Source organism: Ornithinimicrobium panacihumi, assembly GCF_052073805.1.
In the GTDB taxonomy this organism is placed as follows: domain Bacteria; phylum Actinomycetota; class Actinomycetes; order Actinomycetales; family Dermatophilaceae; genus Ornithinicoccus; species Ornithinicoccus panacihumi.
On the sequence record NZ_JBQGWG010000006.1, the window covers coordinates 107148 to 127438 of the forward strand.

Here is a 20291-nt window from a genome sequence, read left to right on the forward strand (position 1 = left end):
TGAGTGGGATCAGCCCTGGTTCGTGGCGTCAGTCTCGGTGCTGCCAGCGTCACCCTCGGCCGGCGGGGCCGGCTGGGGGTCGACGGGGAGGGGCTGCTCTTCGACGACCGGCGCGGTGTCCTCGATGACCTCAGCCGGTGCCTCGTCTGGTGTGGTCTCTTGGTGCTTCACCGTCAAGTCTTCCGTCGCTTTGGCGGAGTCGTCGCTCTCGACCTGCTTGGACGCATCGGGGTCGACACTCGTGAAGGGAGATCCGTCATCGTGGGGGGGCTCGTCACCGGGGTTGCCGCCAGGGTCTGCACCCGTTCCGCAGGGGGGAAGGCTACTGTCATTAAGCGTGCCTCCCTCGATCGTTGCGCTACCAGTGACGGGATCGCCCGTGGGGCAGGTGATTGTCCAACTGTAGGAAAGCGTGGCGGCGCCGTTCGCGCTGTTGCCATACAGGCCGGCATCGACGGGGAAGATGACTTCTTGATTCGGTGCCAAGGTAAAAGTCGTCTTCGACTGTCCACCGATGCTGGCGTAGGCCTGCCTCTTGACGCCGTTGATGTTCATCTGTCCCAGAGTGACGGTCACCTGGCAGTTTTGGTTGGTGTTAGTCCAGCTCATGGTGTTGTGGTAGTACTTCGGGTTGCCAGAGTGCTTGCACCAGTTGCCGATGAACTCGGGGTCAACAGGGTTGCAATCTGGGTGCACGCTGTTGGGCGAGCAGACAACGTCCTGCGCCAGGACCGGGTTAGCCATGGCCACCACCGGGACGCTCCAAGCGGCCCCCTTCACCAGCGTGCGGCGCGTCGGCTTCAGCCCGCCTGTCTGCTGAGTACTCATCAACAACTCCCCTTGATCACGGTGACATGGAGCGCGAACGCTGTGGCTCACTCTAACGGTTGCTCCGTACACGTCAAGCCTGAAGGCGGCCTGACCGGCGCGTCGCGCTGAGAGATGGGCCACACCGCCACGCGCAACGCGCGCCGGGGAACCTCTCGCGAGCGGAGCTGGGAGCAACATACCGGTGTCCGTCCCGTAGCATCCAGTGACGTGACCACCATCTCCGACGCGCCCCTGGACGACAGCTCCGACGCCCTCGCCGACAGCACCTCCGACGCCTCCCTGGCACGCAGCCTCGCCCGCAGCGCGCAGATCGAGGCCGACCTCGAGACCCACCCCGAGCGCTACCGGATGCTGACCGGCGACCGGCCGACGGGGCACCTGCACCTGGGCCACTACTTCGGCAGCCTGCGCAACCGGCTGGCGCTGCAGGACAAGGGCGTCGAGACCTTCGTCCTCATCGCCGACTACCAGGTCATCACCGACCGCGACGAGGTCGACTCGATCCGCGAGCGGGTGTATTCGCTGCTCACCGACTACCTGTCCATCGGCATCGACCCGCAGCGCACGACGGTCTTCGCGCACTCGCAGGTGCCGGCGCTCAACCAGCTCATGCTGCCCTTCCTCTCCCTCGTCACCGACAGCGAGTTGCGTCGCAACCCGACGGTCAAGGCGGAGCAGGAGGCGACCGGCGGCCGGCCGATGAGCGGGCTGATGCTCACCTACCCGGTCCACCAGGCCGCCGACATCCTCTTCTGCAAGGCCAACGTCGTGCCGGTCGGCAAGGACCAACTGCCCCACCTCGAGCAGACCCGCGTCGTGGCCCGCCGCTTCGACGACCGCTACGGCCGCCCCGGCGACAAGTCCGCGCCGGTCTTCCCCGCGCCCGACGCACTCCTGTCCGAGGTCCCCAACCTCCTGGGCACCGACGGCACCAAGATGTCCAAGTCCCGCGGCAACACCATCGAGCTGCGGATGAGCGCCGACGACACGGCCAAGGTCCTCAAGAAGGCCGTCACCGACTCCGACCGCCACATCACCTACGACCCCGTCGGTCGCCCCGAGGTCTCCAACCTGCTGCTGCTCGCCTCCCTGACCACGGGCCGCGACCCGCGCGCGATCGCCGAGGAGATCGGCGACGGCGGCTCCGGCACGCTCAAGAAGCTGGTCACCGAGTCCGTCAACGAATACTTCGCCCCCATGCGCGCCCGCCGGGCCGAGCTCGAGGCCGACGCCGCGCACCTGCGCGAGATCCTCGCCGACGGCAACGCCCGCGCCAACGCCGTCGCCGACGCGACCCTCGCCGAGGTGCGCGAGGCCATGCAGATGGTCTACGCCTGAGCATGACCGGCCCCAGGGTGGTCGTCGTCGCCGAGCAGGTCGGCGACGACCACGCCGAGGACGTCGCGGCGAGCGCCGCCGAGGGCTGGGCACGCACCGCCCCCCACGTGAGCCTGGAGACCTTCGGCTCGCACCGCGGCGGAGCCGGCCTCGCCGACCTCGTCCGCAGGACCAAGGGCGGCACCAGCCACCCCGTCGTCGTCCCCGGACCGACCGGCGACGAGGTGCCCGCCGCGCTCTCCTATATATACGGAGAAGGGACGCGCACCGCATACCTCGACGCCGCCCAGGCGCTCGGCCGCCACCTCGTGCCCGCCGAGCGGCTCGCGGACCCCGCCGGCCTCTCCAGCGCCGGCCTCGCCCGACTCCTCATCCTCGCCCGCGAGGGCGACGCCGACCGGATCGTCGTCTCGGTGGGCGATCTCGCACCCCACGACGCGGGTATGGGGCTGCTCGAGGCCCTCGGTGCCGGCACCGACCTCTCGGGGCTGGCTCGGGTGCGCCAGGAGTGGGCCGGCGCCCACCTCGTGCTGGTGACCCCCGACCAGTCCACCCTGCTCGGCTTCCACGGCGCCAGCGCCACCCTCACCGAGCGGCACGGCGTGGCGCCCGAGGTCAGCCAACGGCTGGAGTCCGAGACCGGTGCCGTCACCGACCGCGTCAACCAGGTCCTGCCTCCGGCCAAGGACCTGCTGACCGGTCTGGCCCGCCGCCCCGAGCGCGAGCCGGGCTCCGGGGCCGGGGGAGGGGTGGGCTACGCGCTCCAGCTCCTGGGAGCCCGCACCGACGTGGCCGGGCGCTTCCTGCTCGACGAGCTCGGCATCCGCCCGCGGCTGCCCGGCTCCCTGCTGGTGCTCGTGACCGGCTCCTACGACGGCGACACCGTGCACGACGGCGTCGTCGCCGAGTCGGCCCGTGCGGCGCTGGACTCCGCCACCCCGACGATCGTGCTTGCCCGGCAGGTCGCGGTCGGTCGGCGGGAGGGCATGTCGCTGGGGATCAGCGGCAGCTATGCCACCAGAGCGGGGGAGGAGCTGCCCGACCTGGCGGCCCGCGTCGCCCGGACCTGGACCCCTCCGCCGGTGGCGTAACCTGACCGACGTGCCACCCTGGCGGGAACAACCCTGAATCCCCATCAGTTGTTCTACGCAGACGACTTCCCCTCGAGGAGAGGACCGAGCATGACCGAGACCCAGAGCACCGCCACCCACGGCGTCGAGCTCACCGACGTTGCCGCCGAGAAGGTCCGCAGCCTCCTGGCCCAGGAGGGTCGCGACGACCTGCGCCTGCGCATCGGCGTGCAGCCCGGTGGCTGCTCCGGCCTGATCTACCAGCTCTACTTCGACGAGCGCACCCTCGACGGTGACCTCGTGCGCGACTTCGACGGCGTCGCCGTGGTCGTCGACCGGATGAGCTCTCCCTACCTGGACGGCGCGACGATCGACTTCGCCGACACGATCGAGAAGCAGGGCTTCACCATCGACAACCCCAACGCCGGCTCCTCGTGCGCCTGCGGTGACAGCTTCAGCTGAGCCCGTCGAGCCGGCGCCCACGCGCTGGCACCTGACCACGGACGGCGCCGATCCCCACGATGATCTCGTGGGGGTCGGCGCCGATCTTGCTCCCGGGACCATCCTGGCCGCCTACCGCGCTGGCATCTTCCCGATGGGGGTCGGGCCGGGGGGCTCCGGCCCGATCGGCTGGTGGTCGCCGGACCCCCGCGGCGTGCTGCTGCCCGACGACCTGCACGTCAGCCGTTCGCTGCGCCGATCCCTCCGGTCTTTCCAGATCACGACCGACACGGCCTTCGATGAGGTGGTCGCCGGTTGCGCCGACCCGAGCAGAAGAGGTGCGTGGATCACCCCGCAGATCGTGGCCGCATACCGGACCCTCCACGACCTCGGCTGGGCACGATCGGTGGAGGTGTGGCGAGAAGGTGAGCTGGTGGGCGGGCTCTACGGGCTGCAGATCGGTGGCCTCTTCGCCGCGGAGTCCAAGTTCCACCGCGTCACCGACGCGTCCAAGGCCGCCGTCGTGGGCCTCGTCCGGCACCTGGAGGAGCGCGGTCGGCCCTGGCTGGTCGACGTGCAGTGGAGCACCGACCACCTGGCCTCCCTCGGCGTCCGCGAGGTGCGCCGCCGCGACTACCTGGAGCTGCTCCGAGCGGTCCTGCACGACAGGTCGTAGCGGTCTCAGGTCAGGCCCCGGTGGTTTGGTCCTCCCCCCATCGGCGAGGTCGTGTCAGAATGGCCGCGTGCTGACGGTATGGTGTGTCGGGTCCTGCCCGGGAAGACGAGAAGTGCGAGGTGTCCGTAGTGCGAGCGCGTGAGGAGATCCGGCCCAAGAAGGCCGGCAGGCGGTGGGGCATCGCTGCCACCGGAGCGGGGGCAACCCTCCTGCTCAGCGGCTGCGGCGACGTCCGACGCGGCTTCCTTCCCGAGCCGGTCACCGAGGGTGCCGTCGAGGTCATGCACTTCTGGAACGCCACCTGGATCGCGGCGCTCGCGGTCGGCGTCCTGGTGTGGGGCCTGATCCTGTGGAGCGTCTTCGCCTACCGCAAGAAGAACGACGAGCTGCCCACGCAGTTCCGCTACCACGTGCCGCTCGAGATCCTCTACACGATCATCCCGATCCTCATGGTCGCCGCCATCTTCGGCAAGACCGTGCAGGTCGAGAACGACATCCTGGAGATCCGCGACAACCCCGACGTCGTCGTGAACGTCGCCGGCAAGATGTGGAGCTGGGACTTCAACTACGTCAACGAGGACGTGCACATCGCCGGTGTGCAGGCCGCCAACCTCAAGTACGGCGAGGAGGGCGTCCCCGAGACGCTGCCCACGCTGGTGCTGCCGGTCGACAGCCGCGTCGAGTTCGTCCTCACCTCCCGCGACGTCATCCACTCCTTCTGGGTGCCGCAGTTCATGCAGAAGCTGGACATGATCCCCGGGCGGGTCAACGTCTTCCAGGTGACCACCACCAAGGAGGGCGTCTTCCAGGGCAAGTGCGCGGAGCTGTGCGGCGCCTACCACTCGGAGATGCTCTTCCAGGTCGAGGTCGTCAGCCAGGCGGAGTACGACGAGCACATCGCCGCGCTCGAGGCGGCCGGCCAGACGGGCCTGCTGGGCCCCGAGCTTGACCGTTACGAGCTGCAGGACGACCAGAAGTCCAAGCTGCCGATCGAGTCCGGACGCTGAGGAGCGACAGAGACATGGCTATCACCACCAGGCCCACGACCGACGCACCGTCGGTCCTGCCGCCCCACGAGCGCAGCTCCTGGGTCCGCAACGCGGTCCGCATCCTGACCACGACCGACCACAAGGTCATCGGCAACCTCTACTTCGTCACCACGATGGCCTGGTTCATCGCCGGTGGCCTGATGGCGCTGGTCATCCGCGCCGAGCTGTTCACCCCGGGTCTGCAGGTCGTGCAGAACCCGAACCAGTTCAACCAGATGTTCACCATGCACGGCACGATCATGCTGCTGATGTTCGCGACGCCGCTGTTCGCCGGCTTCGCCAACGCGCTCGTGCCGCTGCAGATCGGTGCCCCCGACGTCGCCTTCCCGCGACTGAACATGCTGGCCTTCTGGTTCTTCTTCATCGGCAGCCTCATCGCCGTCGCCGGCTTCCTCACCCCCTCGGGTGCGGCCTCCTTCGGCTGGTTCGCCTACATGCCGCTGGCCGGCCCCGCGCACAGCGCGGGCACCGGCGGTGACCTGTGGGTGCTGGGCCTGGCGCTGACCGGTTTCGCCTCGATCTTCGGTGCGGTCAACTTCATCACCACCATCGTGTGCATGCGCGCCCCCGGCATGACCATGTTCCGGATGCCGATCTTCACCTGGAACGTCCTGGTGACCTCGATCCTGGTCCTCATGGTCTTCCCGGTCCTGGCCGCGGCCTTCTTCGGGATGGCGGTCGACCGCATCTTCGGCTGGCAGATCTACAACCCCGAGCACGGTGGCGCCCTGCTGTGGCAGCACCTGTTCTGGTTCTTCGGCCACCCCGAGGTCTACATCATCGCGCTGCCGTTCTTCGGCATCATCTCCGAGATCATCCCGGTCTTCTCCCGCAAGCCGCTGTTCGGCTACAAGACCCTGGTCATGGCCACCGTCGCGATCGCGGCGCTGTCGATCTCGGTCTGGGCGCACCACATGTACGCCACCGGTGCCGTGCTGCTGGAGTTCTTCACCATCATGACGATGCTCATCGCGGTGCCGACGGGTGTGAAGTTCTTCAACTGGATCGGCACGATGTGGCGAGGGTCCATCGTCATGGACACCCCCATGCTGTGGTCGGTCGGCTTCCTGGTGAGCTTCCTCTTCGGTGGTCTGACCGGTGTCATCCTGGCCAGCCCGGCCCTGGACTTCCACGTCACCGACAGCTACTTCGTGGTCGCGCACTTCCACTACGTCATCTTCGGCACCGTGGTCTTCGCGATGTTCGCCGGCTACTACTTCTGGTGGCCGAAGCTGACCGGGCACATGCTCGACGAGAAGCTGGGCAAGATCCATTTCTGGATGCTCTTCATCGGCTTCCACGGCACCTTCCTCATCCAGCACTGGCTGGGCGTGCAGGGTATGCCCCGTCGCTACGCGGACTACATGCCCGAGGACGGCTTCACCTGGATGAACCAGGTCTCCACGGTCTCCTCGTTCCTGCTGGCCGCATCGATGCTGCCCTTCTTCTACGCGGTCTGGAAGAGCTTCCAGACCCCGAAGGTCACCGTCAACGACCCGTGGGGCTGGGGCTACTCGCTGGAGTGGGCGACCTCCTGCCCGCCGCCGCGGCACAACTTCGACTCCATCCCGCGGATCCGCTCCGAGCGTCCCACCTTCGACCTCTACCACCCAGAGGTCGGCACCCTGGAGTCGCCCGAGCCCGACAAGTCCATCGCCGAGGAGCTGCTCGGCGGCCCCGACACCGACCCTGCCGGTCGGGCCGGGACCTACAGCGGTGGCGACACCGGCAAGGAGCACTGAGCCATGCAGACGGAGTCCAAGCTCTTCCTCTTCCTGGTGCCGTTCTTCCTGCTGATGGCGGGCATCTATGCCTACTTCACCGAGATGGGCGAGTGGGTCGGCATCGTCGGCCTGCTGCTGACCGCCATCATGTGCGCCTTCGTCGCGTGGTTCTTCTGGCTGTCCGGCAAGAACGTCGACGCCCGCCCCGAGGACAACCTCGACGGTGAGATCGCCGACCAGGCCGGCGACTACGGCCACTTCGCCCCCTACTCCTGGTGGCCGCTGTGGCTGGGCCTGTCCACGTCGTTGGTCGTCCTGGGCATCGGCGTCGGCTGGTGGATCACGGTCTGTGCCGCGCCCTTCCTGATCTGGTCGATCATCGGCTGGACCATGGAGTACTTCCACGGCGACCACGCCGTCTGAGGCTAGACCCGCAGCACACGACGAGAGCCCCCGACCATCACGGTCGGGGGCTCTTGCGTTTGCTCCTGACCGGCGACACGTTCTGCTGCCCACACCGGCGACACGCTTTGCTGTCCACTGGCGACACGCTCTGTCGCAGCGCGGGCCCGGCCGTACCTCCGTCTGCGGCCCTTGTCCTGCACTATTCGCGCTATAGCCCTAATACCGCAGGACACGAACCGCAGGACGTCCGTCCTGGGCACCCTCGACAGCCGGTCGGGCGGGGTCAGGCCGCACCTTCGCCCTCCGGCCATCCTGGCCTCGGCCATTCTGACCGCCACCGGCCCTTCCATCACCCCTCGCCCCCTACGGGTTTGCTCGCTGACAGCGAGCAAACCCGTAGGAACTAGAACCTCGGTCTGGACGCCCCGCCCCGAATCGGCTCGCGCTCCAGCGCGGAGGGTGTCGGTGTCTCAGCGCTGAAGGTGTCGGTGTCTCAGCGCGGAGGGTGTCTTGATGCTGCGGGTGGCTCAGCGGTCGCGGGTCGCCTCGACCCAACGCTGCACCAGCTGCGCGGCGCCACCGTCGTCGATGACCGCGGCGGCCCGGTCCATGCCGGCCCGGACCACCTCGTGGAGCTGCTCCTCGCTGCGAGGGTGCCCGTCGTTCTCACCGGCCTCCAGGAGACCCAGGGCGGTGCCCGCGTTGAGCAGGACCGCGTCGCGCACGGCGCCGGTGGATCCGGCGAAGAGCTGACGAGCCACCTCGGCGTTGAACTCGGCGTCGGCACCCCGCAGAGCGTCCACGGGGTGCAGCTCCAGGCCGAGTCGCCGTGGGTCGAGGGTCCAGTCGGAGATCGAGCCTTCCGAAGCCACCCACCAGAACCTGGTCGTGGTGGCCGGTGTGACCTCGTCCAGGCCGTCCTCGCCGCGGAAGACAGCAGCCTGCGTGCCTCGGGCCGCGAAGACGCCTGCCATGAGCCCTGCCATCCGGGTGTCGGCCGAGCCGACGACGGAGTAGCGGGGGAGGGACGGGTTGGTCAGGGGCCCCAGGAAGTTGAAGGCCGTCGCGATGCCCAGGTCCTTGCGGACCACGGCGGCGTGGCGCATGGAGGGGTGGAAGGTCTGCGCGAAGCAGAAGGTGATGCCGATCTCGCGGGCCACCTCGGCGACCTGCTCCGGCGTCAGGTCCAGCCGGATCCCGAGAGCCTCCAGCATGTCCGCCGACCCGGAACGGCTGGAGGAGGCGCGGTTGCCGTGCTTGACCACGACGGCGCCGGCCGCGGCCATCACGATCGCCGACATCGAGGAGATGTTGACGGTCATGGCGCGGTCGCCGCCGGTGCCGACGATGTCGATCGTGGGGCCGTCCACGGTGAAGCGGTTGGCGTGCCGCAGCATCATGTCCGACAGCCCGGTCATCTCCGGGACGGTCTCGCCCTTGGCGCGCAGCGCCGTGAGGAAGGACGCGAGCTGGGGCTGGCTGGCCTCGCCGGACATGACACGGTCCATCGCCCAGGAGGCCTGGTCGATCGTGAGGTCCTGGCCTGCGACCAGAGCGGTCAGCAGGTCGGGCCAGGTGGTGCCGGCGTCGTTGCCGGTGGCGGCCTGTGCCGCCGCGTTCACCGGCGCGCCAGGTCGGCGATGATGGTCGACAGGCGTGCCGGGTCCAGCGGACGGGGCACGGCCGCGTCGGCCTGGGACCAGGTCGCGAGCCAACCGTCCACGGGCCGTCCGGTCAGGACGACCACGGGCGGGCACTCGAAGATCTCGTTCTTGAGCTGGCGGCACACGCCCATCCCGCCGTAGGGCTGGGCCTCACCATCCAGGACGATGACGTCGAAGCCACCGGCCTCCACCTCGAGGAGCACCGCGTCAGGGGTCGCGCACTCCATCCAGCGGCCGATGTGCACGTCCGGCGCAGGGTCGTCGCCGACGCCGACGCGGACCTGGTCGCGCACCGCGCGGTCGTTGCTGTAGAGCAGCACCGAGATGCCTCGGCGGCCGGTCTCCTCGGCCTCGTGGGCCGTGCCGGTGACCTCGGCGCCGCTGTTGGTCGGGCCCTGGGTGGGGACGGAAGTCGCGCTCATGTGACCGATGGTATTCCACTCTCGATGGCGCATTCGTCAGGCCCGACCAGAGAGCCGAGCGGAGGCACGCCGAGAGGGGGGCGCACGGCACACCCGGTCATGGGCCATAATGACCGGGTGGCGACGACACCTCATGCAACGATGACCGACGCGGAACGGTTCCACGCGACCGCGCACGGACCGGCGACCAGGCCCAACATGACGGCCGTGGGCACCATGGTCTGGCTCTCCAGCGAGATCATGTTCTTCGCGGGCCTGTTCGCGATGTACTTCACGATCCGCTCGGTCTCCCCGGACCTGTGGGCCGAGCGCACCGAGTACCTCGACGTGCGGTTCGCCCTGATCAACACCTCGATCCTGGTGATCTCCTCCCTCTGGTGCCAGTTCGGCGTCTGGAAGGCGGAGCAGGGGATCCCGCACCGGACCGGGTCGCTGCTCAACGTCGGCAGCTGGGGGATGCGTGAGTGGTACGTCCTCACCTACATCTTCGGCTCGATCTTCATCGCCGGCCAGGTCTGGGAGTACGCCACGCTCACCATGGAGGGCCTGACCCCCACCGCGGACCCCTACGGCTCCGCCTTCTTCATCACCACCGGTTTCCACGGTCTCCACGTCACCGGTGGTCTGATCGCGTTCCTGCTGATCATCGCCCGTAGCTTCACCGCCCGCCGCTACACCCACGCGCAGGCGGCCGGTGCCGTCGTCACCTCGTACTACTGGCACTTCGTCGACGTCGTCTGGATCGCCCTGTTCTTCGTCATCTACATCCTGCAATGAGCACCGCAGGCCGTCCCGCAGATGACCTGTCCGACCACCCTGACCAAACCACCCGGAAGGATCGACGAGTGAGTTCCCTCGCCGCACGCCGCCGCAGCCCGCTGGCGCTGCTCGTGGTGCTGTTCCTGGGGCTGTGCTTCACCGGCACGGCCTACGCAGCCCTCCAGCCCAGTGCCGCTCCCGGCACTTCCGCCGCCACCGTCTCCGCCGAGGACATCGCCGCAGGCAAGAAGCTCTTCCAGGGCAACTGCGCCACCTGCCACGGTGCCAACGGCGAGGGTGTGCCCGAGGTGGGGCCGTCCATGGTCGGTGTCGGCGCGGCCGCCGTCGACTTCCAGGTCTCCACCGGTCGTATGCCGCTGGCCGAGCCGGACGTGCAGGCGTCCCGCAACATGGCCAACGTCAAGTTCACGGCCGAGGAGATCACCCAGCTCGCCGCCTACGTCGACTCCCTCGGCCCCGGCCCCGCCGTGCCGGACGAGGAGTGGCTCGACCTGGAGGGTGCCGACATCGCCGCCGGCGGTGCCGCATACCGGACCAACTGCGCGATGTGCCACAACGCCTCCGGAACCGGTGGCGCCCTGACCCGGGGCAAGTTCGCCCCCACGCTGATGAACGTCGAGCCGGTCCACATCTACGAGGCCATGCTCACCGGCCCGCAGTCGATGCCGGTCTTCAACGACCAGAACCTCACTCCGCAGGAGAAGGAGAACATCATCGCCTTCCTCAAGTACGCCGAGGACGGCGGCAACGCCCACGGTGGTGCCGGTATCGGCAGCATGGGGCCCGCCGGTGATGCGTTGTTCGTCTGGACCCTGGGTATCGGTGTCATGATCGCCGCCGCTGTGTGGCTCGGACGAAAGGCTGCCTGACGTGGCGACGCACGACAACAACGCGCCGGCCCGCCTGGCCGAGACGGCCGGGGACCGGTTCGCCAACCCGGGTTTGCCGCCGCACCAGCCGCGGCACGCGGACGTGGACGAGAAGGCCGCCCGCCGGGCCGCCACCCAGGTCGTGGCGCTGTTCACGCTCTCGGCCCTGGCCTCGATCGCGTTCCTGGTCATCTACTTCGCGATGGACCCGAAGCTGAAGGGTTCGCTCATCGGCATCGGTGAGCTGAACCTCTACCACGCCGCACTCGGTGTGACCATGGGTCTGTCGCTGCTCGGCATCGGTCTGGGCGCCATCCACTGGGCCAAGACCCTCATGCCCGACGAGGAGGTCGTCGAGCTGCGTCACGAGCAGGCCTCCCCGGTGGAGGACCGTGACGACGTCGCCCGCACCCTCTCGCACGGCTTCCGTTCCTCCCAGCTCAACCGCCGCACGGCGATCCTGGGCTCGGCCGCGGGTGCGCTGGGTCTGTTCGCCCTGCCGCTGGTCGTCCCGGTCGTCGCCGGCCTGGGGCCCAAGCCGGGCCGCGAGATGTACACCACCAACTGGAAGGCGGGCACGCGCCTGATGATCGACCCCTCCGGGGCGCCGATCAAGGCTGCCGACGTCACCCAGGGCTCGGTCTTCCACGTCATGCCCGACGGCTACGTGGGTGCCGCCTCGCACGAGCTGCCCCCGGCCGAGCTGCTGACCTCCAAGGCCAAGGACCAGATCATCCTGGTCAAGCTCGACCCGGCCAAGATCAAGAGCCAGAAGCAGCGTGACTGGGGCTACGAGGGCATCGTGGCCTACTCCAAGGTCTGCACCCACGTCGGCTGCCCGGTGGCGCTCTACGAGCAGCAGACCCACCACCTGCTCTGCCCCTGCCACCAGTCGACCTTCGACATGACCGACGACTGCAAGGTCATCTTCGGCCCGGCCAAGCGGCCGCTGCCGCAGCTGCCGATCACCGTCGACGACGAGGGTTACATCGTGGCCGCCGACAGCTTCCGCGAGCCGGTCGGCACCAGCTTCTTCGAGCGCGATCGTCCCGGCATGCTGGGAGTCAAGGAGGGTGACGCATGAGCACCGCTAGCCGCGTCCCCCAGGGGGCGGACCACCTGCGCGCCGAGTCCGGCGCCGCGACCGCCACGGCGACCCACGACGGTTACCAGGGCGCAGACAACCCCAAGCTGCCTCCGGGCCTGGGCTGGGCCGACGAGCGCACCGGCGCCGCCAAGGGCCTGCGCTTCATGCTCAAGAAGGTCTTCCCCGACCACTGGAGCTTCCTGCTCGGTGAGGTCGCCATGTACTCCATGGTCATCGCCCTCATCACCGGCACCTTCCTGACCCTGTGGTTCGTCCCGAGCATGGGCCATGTCGTCTACGAGGGCGACTACGTCCCGCTCAAGGGTGTGGCGATGTCGGAGGCCTACGCCTCCACGCTGGACATCAGTTTCGAGGTCAAGGGTGGCCTGCTGATGCGTCAGCTCCACCACTGGTCGGCGCTGTTCTTCATCGTCGGCGTCGCGCTGCACGCGGCCCGCGTCTTCTTCACCGGTGCCTTCCGCAAGCCGCGCGAGATCAACTGGGTCATCGGCACCGTGCTCTCGCTGCTGGCCTGCATCGAGGGCTTCGCCGGCTACTCCCTTCCGGACGACCTGCTCTCGGGCACCGGTATCCGCGCCATGAACGGCTTCATGATGTCGGCGCCGGTCATCGGCACCTGGCTGACCTACTTCGTCTTCGGCGGGGAGTTCCCCGGCGAGGCGATCATCCCGCGCCTCTACATCGCGCACGTGCTCCTGCTGCCGGCCATCATCGTCGGCCTGTTCGTGGCCCACCTGCTGCTGGTCGTCGTGCACAAGCACACCCAGTACCCCGGCCCCGGCCGCACCAACGACAACGTCGTGGGCTTCCCGGTCATGCCGGTCTACGCGGCCAAGGCCGGAGGCTTCTTCTTCGTCGTCTTCGGTCTGACCGCCCTGATCTCGGCCCTGGTCCAGATCAACCCGGTCTGGGTCTTCGGTCCCTACGACCCGAGCCAGGTGACGGCAGGTTCGCAGCCCGACTTCTACATGTGGTTCTCCGACGGTGCCCTGCGTCTGCTGCCGGGTTGGCTGGAGTTCAACATCTTCGGCACGGTGTGGAGCCTGAACATCGCGATCGGCTCGATCATCCTGCTGCCGGTGGTCTGGCTGATCATGGGCGCCTACCCCTTCATCGAGGCGTGGGTGACCGGTGACAAGCGCGAGCACCACCTGCTGCAGCGTCCGCGCAACGCCCCGGTCCGCACCGCGATCGGCCTGGCGGCCATCTCGATGTACCTGGTGCTGGCCCTGGCCTGTATCAACGACATCCTGGCGATCAAGCTGGGTCTGTCGATCAACGACCTGACCATCCTGTTCCGGTTCAGCTTCTTCCTGCTGCCGATCATCGTGTTCTTCGTGACCAAGCGGGTCTGCATGTCCCTGCAGCGTCACGACCGCGAGACCGTGCTGCACGGTTCGGAGACGGGGCGGATCGTCCGCACCCCCGAGGGCCGCTTCTTCGAGGTCCACGAGCCGCTGGACGAGTACACCCGCTGGCCGCTGGTCGACTACGACTCCTACCGCCCCGTGGGCGAGCTGGAGGGCGCGGTCGCCGACGAGCACGGTGTCCGTCGTCCGAAGGGAGCGCTCAACGGCCTGCGGAACGCGCTGTCCCGCTTCTACTACAAGGACAGCATCTCCGGCGTCACGCCGGCGGAGCTGGCCGCGGCCCATCACCATGGTGAGCACGAGGCGCTGGACTCCCCGGAGGAGGCCGCCGCCATCGAGCAGCACTCCCAGCCGGTCAACGCCGGTGTCGGTGAGGGCTTCGACCACGACGGGGACGAGCGCCATCACTGAGCGTGAGCCCCACGACGAGCGCCCCGCTCCTCCCACGGAGGGCGGGGCGCAGTCGTCGGTGCCCGGCGCGTGGCTGACCCCCGCCGAGTTCGAGGAGGCCGTCGGTGATGCGTTGGACCTGGTGCCCGAGGCGCTCATGGACCAGCTGGAGAATGTCGTCTTCCTCGTCGAGGAGGAGCCGCCGGCAGAGGACCCCGATCTGCTCGGGGTCTACGACGGTGTCCCCTTGACCGAGCGGGCGGAGTCCTGGGGCGGGACGCTGCCGGACCGGATCACGATCTTCTCCGGCCCGCTGCAGCGGATGTGCCAGGACCGGGAGGAGCTGCTCGACGAGATCGCCGTGACGGTCGTGCACGAGATCGCCCACCACTTCGGCATCGATGACGACACCCTCCACGAGCTCGGCTGGGGATGAGTGGCTGAGCGGATCGCAGACCGAGGTGGGACGGATAGAGTGGGCTCCATGATTTCCGCGATCGTCCTGATCAAGGCAGAGGTGTCCCGCATCCCCGAGGCAGCCCGGGCGATCGCCCAGATCGAGGGGGTCAAGGACGTCTACTCGGTCACCGGTGACGTCGACCTCATCGCCAGGGTCAAGGTCGCCAAGCACGAGGACTTCCACGACGTGATCGCCGACCAGCTCAACAAGGTCGAGGGCGTCCTGGAGACCAGCACGCACATCGCCTTCCGGACCTACACCGACGAGGATCTCGCGGCCGGCTTCGCACTCGGCCTGGACGACTGACGGCTGACGGGGTGACCGGTTGACCGACGGCTGACGGGGTGCCCCCTTCACTGGTTGAGCGGTCGACCGACCGCTGACTGACTGGCCGCCGGCCCGGACGAGCAGCCCCTCAGGCTGCCCCGGCCGGCACCGCTCCTGCAGGACGCTCCAGTGGTCGGGAGGACAGCGACCATGAGCCGTTGTCGAACTGGTCGACGGTCGCCCAGCTGGCGGCCTGCGGCTCGAGCTCGGCCCGGCTGGCGCCCGCGCCGCCCACGGGGCAGGTCCAGCGACCGTCCAAGTCGACCAGGCGGGTGCCGGGCTGCTCCAGCCACTTCAGGACCAGCTCGGTCTCCTCGGCCAGCGCGACGGGACCTGGCACCTTCGCCCCCGATGGTGAGCTCACGACCTCGGCCGTCTCACGCAGGGCCGTGATGTAGGGGAGCGGGTCGGCTCCTGCGGGCGTGATGGTCGTGCCGGCGAGGCGGCCGTAGCGCACGCACACGACCTCCCACCCGCCACCGTCCCTCCGCCGGGCCGCGACGAGCTCCGCCGACTCGCTCAACGGCCGTAGACGCTGGGCCCGTGCCGCGGCCCGCACCAGCGCCATCATCCGGTCCCGTAGAGCGGCGGCCTCCTCGTAGCGCTCCTGCCCGGCCAGCTGGTCGAGCCGGGAGCGCAGTGCAGCCATGACCTGTCGGGAGCTGCCGCTGAGGACCTCCGCGGCCTGCTCGGCGACGTGGGAGTAGTCCTGGACGCTCTGGGCGCCCACGCAGGGCCCGCCGCAGCGGCCCATCTCCAGCAGCGCGCACGCCGAGCCCCTGGCGGCCCGTGCGGACAGCCGCGGTGTGCACTGACGCAGGGGAATGACCTCGTGCAGTGCGGTGATGGCGTCCTCGGCCGTGCGACGGCTGCCGAACGGGCCGGCGTAGTGGGCACCGTCCTCGCGGACCGTGCGGACGATGGACAGGCGGGGGAAGGGCTCGTCGGTGAGCTTGACCCACACCGACTTCTCCGGGAAGCGCGAACGTCGGTTGTAGCGGGGCTTGTGCTCGGCGATCAGCCGCAGCTCACGCACGGAGGCCTCCAGCGGGCTGGCGCAGACGATCGGGGTGATGGACTCGGCCAGACCCACCATCTCGGTCATCCGACGACGTGTCTCGGAGGCCGTGAAGTAGGTGAGGGTGCGTCGACGCAGGTCCTTGGCCGTCCCGACGTAGAGCGGCTCGCCGCGATGGTCCTTGAAGACGTAGACCCCGGGAGCCGAGGGCATGGCATCGGCCAGGAAGCGCTTGCGGCGCTGGGCGGTGCTGACCCGCGAGCTGTAGGACTGCAGCTCCTCGAGGGTGTGCACGCCGAGGTTGCCGACCCTCTCGATCAGCCCGTGCAGGACGTCGACCGTGGCGCGGGCGTCGTGCAGGGCCCGGTGGTCGGGCACCGTGGAGGCGCCGAAGAGCAGGGCCAGGCTCGAGAGCTTGTGGTTGGGCGCCTCGTCCTTGTGGACCAGCTGGCGGGCCAGACGCACCGTGTCCAGCACGGGGAAGCCGGGCCAGGCCTGGCCGGTCTCGGCGGCAGCCGCCTTGAGGAAGGACACGTCGAAGCCGGCGTTGTGCGCCACCAGGACCGACCCGGCAGCGAACTCCAGGAACTGAGGCATCACGGTCCGGATGCCAGGAGCGTCGGCGACCATCGCGTTGCTGATGCCGGTCAGGACCGTGATGAAGGCCGGGATCGGGGTGCTGGGACGCACCAGCGTCTGGAACTCGCCCAGCACCTGGCCGCCACGCACCTTCACGGCACCGAACTCGGTGATCTGGCTGCCCGAGGGGGACCCGCCCGTGGTCTCCAGGTCGACGACGACGAAGGTGACGTCCGACAGGGCGGTGCCCAGGTCGTCGAAAGTCTCCTGCACCATCTGCATGACCTCGACGGTAGACGGGGCCACCGACAGACCCCTGCAGACATCCCGGCCGCGAGTGAAGGCAGACGACGGCGTCCTGCCGCGTCGAGGCCGAAGGACTGGCGGAATCGCCGGCAGGAGGGCGCGGGCGGGGAGGTCTGTCGGTGGTCGCCCCTAACGTCGTGGACAAGGAGGTGGAGACATGACGACGACCACCATTGACTGCCAGACCTGCCCCGTCCGGGGCCGCCACTGCGGTGACTGCTTCGTGCCCGTGCTCGGTCGGCTCTGGCTGGGGACCCCGACGGTCCCGGCCCAGGTGCCGGTGGCCGACGAGCAGGAGCTGCCCGGCGCCCTCGAGACCGAGCAGGAGGGACAGTCGGACGCCCGGCCTACCACCGTGGCGCTGACCAGCGACGAGCTCGCCGCGGTCGGAGCATTCGTCCGTGCCGGGCTCGTCTGCCCGGAGGAGGCAGACCGCCTGCGCGCCGAGCTTGTGCCGACCGCGGGCTACGCCGCAGGCTGACCTGCGGGCTGCGCCGCAGGCTGACCTGAACTTTAGGACGCGGGGCGGCTGTAGAGCGCGTCGATCTCGGCCTGGAGGGCCTCGGTGACGTTGCGACGCTTCAGCTTCATCGACGGGGTCAGCAGACCGTTGTCGGCGGTGAAGTCCTCCGGCAGGATCGTGTAGCTCCGGATCGACTCGGCGCGGCTGACCGACACGTTGGCGGCGTCGATCGCGGACTGGACCTCGGCCCGCACGGCCTCGTGCGTCGGAGCCTGCTCGATCGTCAAGCCGTCGATGCCGCGCGCGGCGGCCCACACGGGCACCATCTCCGCGTCGAGGGTCACCAGGGCGGCCACGAACGGGCGACCCTCGCCGATGACCATGACCTGGGAGATGAGCGGGTTGGCCCGGATGAGGTCTTCCAACGGGCCGGGCGAGACGTTCTTGCCGCCGGCGGTGACCAGGATCTCCTTCTTGCGCCCGGTGATCTTCAGGAAGCCGTCCTTGTCGAGCTCACCCAGGTCGCCGGTGCGGAACCAGCCGTCCTCCATGGCCTCGGCCGTCGCCTCAGGATTGTTGAAGTAGCCGCGGAACAGGTTGCTCCCGCGCAGGAGGATCTCACCGTCCTCGTCGACCCGCAGCGACACGCCCGGCAAGGGGCGACCGACGGTGCCGATCCGGATCATGTCGGGGGTGTTGACGGTCGCCGGGGCGGTCGTCTCCGTCAGCCCGTAACCCTCCAGCACGACCAGGCCGATGCCGCGGTAGAAGTGGCCCAGCCGCTCACCCAGGGCCGCGCCGCCGGAGATGGCGTAGGCCACGTTGCCGCCCATGGCTGCACGCAGCTTGCTGTAGACCAGCTTGTCCGCCAGCGCGTGCTGCGCCTTGAGGAAGGGACCAGGCTTGCCCTTGCCGCCGAGCGCCCGGCTGTAGTCACCGGCCACGCGCGCGGCCCAGGTGAAGATCTTGCCCTTGCCGCCCGCGACGGCCTTCTGCTCGGAGGAGTTGTAGATCTTCTCGAACACCCGCGGCACCGAGAGCAGGAAGCTGGGCCGGAAGCCGGCCAGGTCGTCCAGGACCGTCTTGGGGTCGGGGGTGTGCCCCATCCGGGCGCCGGCCTGCACCACGACCACCTGGATGAACCGCGCGAAGACGTGCGCCAGCGGCAGGAACAGCAGGGTCGAGGACCCGGGGGCCTTGATGACGGTGTGCAGCCGCTCGGCGGCATTCTCCGACAGGGACATGAAGTTGTCGTGCGTCAGCTCGCAGCCCTTGGGCTCGCCGGTGGTGCCCGAGGTGTAGATGATCGTGGCCAGGTCGGCGCGTGAGAGCCCCTCGCGGCATGCGTCGAGGTCCTCGTCGGAGACCTCCGCCCCCGCCGCGACCAGGTCGTCCAGACCGCCGGCGTCGATCTGCCACACGTCCCGCAGGGCCGGGGCGGAGTCGCGCACGGCGGACACCAGCGCCATCATCGGCTGGTCCTCCACCACCATCGCGACCGCGCCGGAGTCGGACAGGATCCAGCGGATCTGCCCCGAGGAGCTGGTCTCGTAGACCGGCACCGGCACCGCACCGACGGTCCACAGCGCGAAGTCGGCCAGCGTCCACTCGTAGCGGGTGCGGGACATGATCGCCACCCGGTCGCCGGCCTGGATCCCGGCGGCGACGAAGCCCTTGGCGAGCTCGCGGATGCGGCCGTAGAACTCGGCCGCGGTCACGTCCTCCCACGTGCTCCCACGTTGCACGCTGACCATCACCCTCTCCGGCTCGCGGTGGGCCCAGTCGGCGGGGTAGTCCGCGATCGTCCCCTCGCTGGTCGGCGGGACGAGCGGGGGCACGGTCAGTTCGGGCATGAGAGCGCTCCAGGGGAAGGGAGTTCACAGGTCGCTCCCACGATACCCGCGCGCCCTGCCGCGGGCGCCGGGCCTCGCTCCCGGGTCCTGCCCCCGCCCGTCGCGGGAGCCCCGTCATACTCGGGGGATGGAACCTGAGCGGCTGGCCGTCGGCGTCGACATCGGCGGCACCCGGCTCAAGGTGGGACTGGTGACCGAGCGCGGCGAGGTGCTGCGGCACACCGTGTCCCCGACCCCGCCGCGCGGCACCGCACCGAGGCTGGTCGAGGATGCCGTGGTCGAGGCCGTCACCGCGATCCTGGTGCCGGCGGACGACGATCAGGTATGCGGTGTTGCCGCCCCCGGCGGCACGGTCGCCGTCGGCGTCGCGGCGGCAGGCTTCGTCGATGCCGCCTCGGGCAGGGTCGTGTTCGCCCCACACTTCTCCTGGCGCGACGAGCCGCTGCAGGAGCGGCTCGAGGCACGTCTGGCAGGACCGGTGCTGGTCGACAACGACGTCAATGCGGCGGCCTGGGCGGAGCACTCGATCGGTGCCGGGCAGGGGGAGCACAACCTGCTGGTGGTCAATCTCGGCACCGGGATCGGTGGGGCGCACCTCATCGACGGGTGGCTCTACCGGGGCAGCGGCGGGCTGGCGGGGGAGTACGGTCACATGCGGGTCGTCCCGGGCGGCCGGCCCTGCGAGTGTGGCAACGAGGGCTGCTGGGAGCAGTACGTCTCCGGCTCCGTGCTCCGCCGCGCAGGGGCGGACCTGGTCAGGCTCGGCGGCCCGGAGGCGGAGGCGCTGACGCAGGCCTGCCGCGGCGACGCGGACGCGCTGGAGGGCGAGCAGGTGACGCAGGCCGCCAGGGCCGGGGATCCGGCCTCCATCGCCCTGCTCGCCGAGCTGGGGGACTGGCTCGGGACGGGACTGGCGGACCTGACCGCAGCCCTCGACCCGGGAGCGATCGTGGTCGGGGGAGGGCTGAGCGAGGCGGGCGACCTGCTCCTGGCCCCGGCGGCAGAGGCCCTGGCCGGCCAGCTGCCGGGTCGCGGCCACCGGCCGGTGCCCCCGGTGAGGGTGGCCCGTCTCGGGGCGCGGGCGGGGATGATCGGGGCGGCCTTGCTGGCCCTGCACGAGACCCCGTCCAGGCACGCGGGCCCGTGAG

20 protein-coding genes are annotated in these 20291 nt (G+C 69.4%); 15 read left to right on the forward strand and 5 right to left on the reverse strand.

Translation table 11 applies throughout. The features are described 5' to 3' along the window. Positions 1 to 9: 9 nt before the first annotated feature. Positions 10 to 828 (reverse strand): hypothetical protein, encoded by an 819-nt coding sequence (locus tag ACTMMA_RS08015; protein WP_441189595.1) that lies wholly within the window; start codon positions 826 to 828, stop codon positions 10 to 12. 210 nt (positions 829 to 1038) lie between these two features. Between ACTMMA_RS08015 and trpS the strand changes: the two genes are divergently transcribed. The 7 genes from trpS to ACTMMA_RS08050 all read left to right on the forward strand — a co-directional run bounded on the left by trpS (position 1039) and on the right by ACTMMA_RS08050 (position 7552). Next, on the forward strand, positions 1039 to 2169 hold the full coding sequence (trpS, locus tag ACTMMA_RS08020; RefSeq protein ID WP_441189596.1) for a tryptophan--tRNA ligase: 1131 nt from the start codon (positions 1039 to 1041) through the stop codon (positions 2167 to 2169). A gap of 2 nt (positions 2170 to 2171) precedes the next feature. After that, positions 2172 to 3260 carry a glycerate kinase gene (locus ACTMMA_RS08025; protein WP_441189597.1) on the forward strand — a complete coding sequence of 363 codons (1089 nt, stop codon included), beginning with the start codon at positions 2172 to 2174 and terminating at the stop codon, positions 3258 to 3260. A gap of 90 nt (positions 3261 to 3350) precedes the next feature. Continuing rightward, a complete protein-coding gene (locus tag ACTMMA_RS08030; protein ID WP_441189598.1) occupies positions 3351 to 3701 on the forward strand; it encodes a HesB/IscA family protein in 351 nt (116 codons plus the stop codon). After that, positions 3685 to 4356 carry a leucyl/phenylalanyl-tRNA--protein transferase gene (aat, locus tag ACTMMA_RS08035; RefSeq protein ID WP_441189599.1) on the forward strand — a complete coding sequence of 224 codons (672 nt, stop codon included), beginning with the start codon at positions 3685 to 3687 and terminating at the stop codon, positions 4354 to 4356. The genes ACTMMA_RS08030 and aat overlap by 17 nt, the downstream gene beginning before the upstream one ends. A 119-nt stretch (positions 4357 to 4475) precedes the next feature. Continuing rightward, positions 4476 to 5363 (forward strand): aa3-type cytochrome oxidase subunit II, encoded by an 888-nt coding sequence (ctaC, locus tag ACTMMA_RS08040; protein WP_441189600.1) that lies wholly within the window; start codon positions 4476 to 4478, stop codon positions 5361 to 5363. A gap of 14 nt (positions 5364 to 5377) precedes the next feature. After that, complete coding sequence (gene ctaD / locus ACTMMA_RS08045) at positions 5378 to 7147, forward strand: aa3-type cytochrome oxidase subunit I (protein ID WP_441189601.1); 1770 nt, start codon at positions 5378 to 5380, stop codon at positions 7145 to 7147. 3 nt (positions 7148 to 7150) lie between these two features. Next, a complete protein-coding gene (locus ACTMMA_RS08050) occupies positions 7151 to 7552 on the forward strand; it encodes a cytochrome c oxidase subunit 4 (RefSeq protein WP_441189603.1) in 402 nt (133 codons plus the stop codon). 509 nt (positions 7553 to 8061) lie between these two features. On the opposite strand, the gene trpD is transcribed toward ACTMMA_RS08050, so the two are convergent. Further along, on the reverse strand, positions 8062 to 9156 hold the full coding sequence (trpD, locus tag ACTMMA_RS08055; RefSeq protein WP_441189604.1) for an anthranilate phosphoribosyltransferase: 1095 nt from the start codon (positions 9154 to 9156) through the stop codon (positions 8062 to 8064). Then, positions 9153 to 9620, reverse strand: coding sequence for a hypothetical protein (locus ACTMMA_RS08060; RefSeq protein WP_441189605.1), 468 nt, complete (start codon positions 9618 to 9620; stop codon positions 9153 to 9155). The genes trpD and ACTMMA_RS08060 overlap by 4 nt, the downstream gene beginning before the upstream one ends. A 141-nt stretch (positions 9621 to 9761) precedes the next feature. Here ACTMMA_RS08060 and ctaE point away from each other — a divergent pair, with 141 nt between their 5' ends. The 6 genes from ctaE (at position 9762) to ACTMMA_RS08090 (ending at position 14903) form a co-directional block, all read left to right on the forward strand. Continuing rightward, on the forward strand, positions 9762 to 10397 hold the full coding sequence (ctaE, locus tag ACTMMA_RS08065) for an aa3-type cytochrome oxidase subunit III (protein ID WP_441189606.1): 636 nt from the start codon (positions 9762 to 9764) through the stop codon (positions 10395 to 10397). Between the two features lie 68 nt (positions 10398 to 10465). After that, positions 10466 to 11269, forward strand: a complete 804-nt coding sequence (gene qcrC, locus ACTMMA_RS08070) for a cytochrome bc1 complex diheme cytochrome c subunit (RefSeq protein WP_441189607.1) — start codon at positions 10466 to 10468, stop codon at positions 11267 to 11269. Between the two features lies 1 nt (position 11270). After that, complete coding sequence (gene qcrA, locus ACTMMA_RS08075) at positions 11271 to 12353, forward strand: cytochrome bc1 complex Rieske iron-sulfur subunit (protein WP_441189608.1); 1083 nt, start codon at positions 11271 to 11273, stop codon at positions 12351 to 12353. After that, complete coding sequence (gene qcrB / locus ACTMMA_RS08080; RefSeq protein ID WP_441189609.1) at positions 12350 to 14158, forward strand: cytochrome bc1 complex cytochrome b subunit; 1809 nt, start codon at positions 12350 to 12352, stop codon at positions 14156 to 14158. The genes qcrA and qcrB overlap by 4 nt, the downstream gene beginning before the upstream one ends. Positions 14159 to 14231: 73 nt before the next feature. Beyond that, a complete protein-coding gene (locus ACTMMA_RS08085; RefSeq protein ID WP_441189668.1) occupies positions 14232 to 14573 on the forward strand; it encodes a metallopeptidase family protein in 342 nt (113 codons plus the stop codon). 48 nt (positions 14574 to 14621) lie between these two features. Continuing rightward, positions 14622 to 14903, forward strand: coding sequence for an Lrp/AsnC family transcriptional regulator (locus tag ACTMMA_RS08090; RefSeq protein WP_441189610.1), 282 nt, complete (start codon positions 14622 to 14624; stop codon positions 14901 to 14903). Between the two features lie 109 nt (positions 14904 to 15012). On the opposite strand, the gene ACTMMA_RS08095 is transcribed toward ACTMMA_RS08090, so the two are convergent. After that, entirely contained in the window at positions 15013 to 16803 is a 1791-nt protein-coding gene (locus ACTMMA_RS08095; RefSeq protein WP_441189611.1) for a DEDD exonuclease domain-containing protein, read from the reverse strand. Between the two features lie 181 nt (positions 16804 to 16984). On the opposite strand from ACTMMA_RS08095, the gene ACTMMA_RS08100 reads away from it, so the two are divergent. After that, positions 16985 to 17308 carry a hypothetical protein gene (locus ACTMMA_RS08100; RefSeq protein ID WP_441189612.1) on the forward strand — a complete coding sequence of 108 codons (324 nt, stop codon included), beginning with the start codon at positions 16985 to 16987 and terminating at the stop codon, positions 17306 to 17308. Between the two features lie 32 nt (positions 17309 to 17340). Here the strand turns inward: ACTMMA_RS08100 and ACTMMA_RS08105 are convergent, their stop codons facing one another. Further along, positions 17341 to 19143, reverse strand: a complete 1803-nt coding sequence (locus tag ACTMMA_RS08105) for an AMP-dependent synthetase/ligase (protein WP_441189613.1) — start codon at positions 19141 to 19143, stop codon at positions 17341 to 17343. 127 nt (positions 19144 to 19270) lie between these two features. Here ACTMMA_RS08105 and ACTMMA_RS08110 point away from each other — a divergent pair, with 127 nt between their 5' ends. Then, complete coding sequence (locus tag ACTMMA_RS08110) at positions 19271 to 20290, forward strand: ROK family protein (RefSeq protein ID WP_441189614.1); 1020 nt, start codon at positions 19271 to 19273, stop codon at positions 20288 to 20290. Position 20291: the final 1 nt, after the last annotated feature.

Coding starts and splice junctions, on each gene's coding strand:
- ACTMMA_RS08015 (WP_441189595.1), bottom strand. CDS start 828: ATGAGTACTCAGCAGACAGGCGGGCTGAAGCCGACGCGCCGCACGCTG.
- ACTMMA_RS08025 (WP_441189597.1), top strand. CDS start 2,172: ATGACCGGCCCCAGGGTGGTCGTCGTCGCCGAGCAGGTCGGCGACGAC.
- ACTMMA_RS08030 (WP_441189598.1), top strand. CDS start 3,351: ATGACCGAGACCCAGAGCACCGCCACCCACGGCGTCGAGCTCACCGAC.
- ctaD (WP_441189601.1), top strand. CDS start 5,378: ATGGCTATCACCACCAGGCCCACGACCGACGCACCGTCGGTCCTGCCG.
- ACTMMA_RS08050 (WP_441189603.1), top strand. CDS start 7,151: ATGCAGACGGAGTCCAAGCTCTTCCTCTTCCTGGTGCCGTTCTTCCTG.
- ACTMMA_RS08060 (WP_441189605.1), bottom strand. CDS start 9,620: ATGAGCGCGACTTCCGTCCCCACCCAGGGCCCGACCAACAGCGGCGCC.
- ctaE (WP_441189606.1), top strand. CDS start 9,762: ATGACCGACGCGGAACGGTTCCACGCGACCGCGCACGGACCGGCGACC.
- qcrB (WP_441189609.1), top strand. CDS start 12,350: ATGAGCACCGCTAGCCGCGTCCCCCAGGGGGCGGACCACCTGCGCGCC.
- ACTMMA_RS08090 (WP_441189610.1), top strand. CDS start 14,622: ATGATTTCCGCGATCGTCCTGATCAAGGCAGAGGTGTCCCGCATCCCC.
- ACTMMA_RS08095 (WP_441189611.1), bottom strand. CDS start 16,803: ATGCAGATGGTGCAGGAGACTTTCGACGACCTGGGCACCGCCCTGTCG.
- ACTMMA_RS08100 (WP_441189612.1), top strand. CDS start 16,985: ATGACGACGACCACCATTGACTGCCAGACCTGCCCCGTCCGGGGCCGC.
- ACTMMA_RS08105 (WP_441189613.1), bottom strand. CDS start 19,143: ATGCCCGAACTGACCGTGCCCCCGCTCGTCCCGCCGACCAGCGAGGGG.
- ACTMMA_RS08110 (WP_441189614.1), top strand. CDS start 19,271: ATGGAACCTGAGCGGCTGGCCGTCGGCGTCGACATCGGCGGCACCCGG.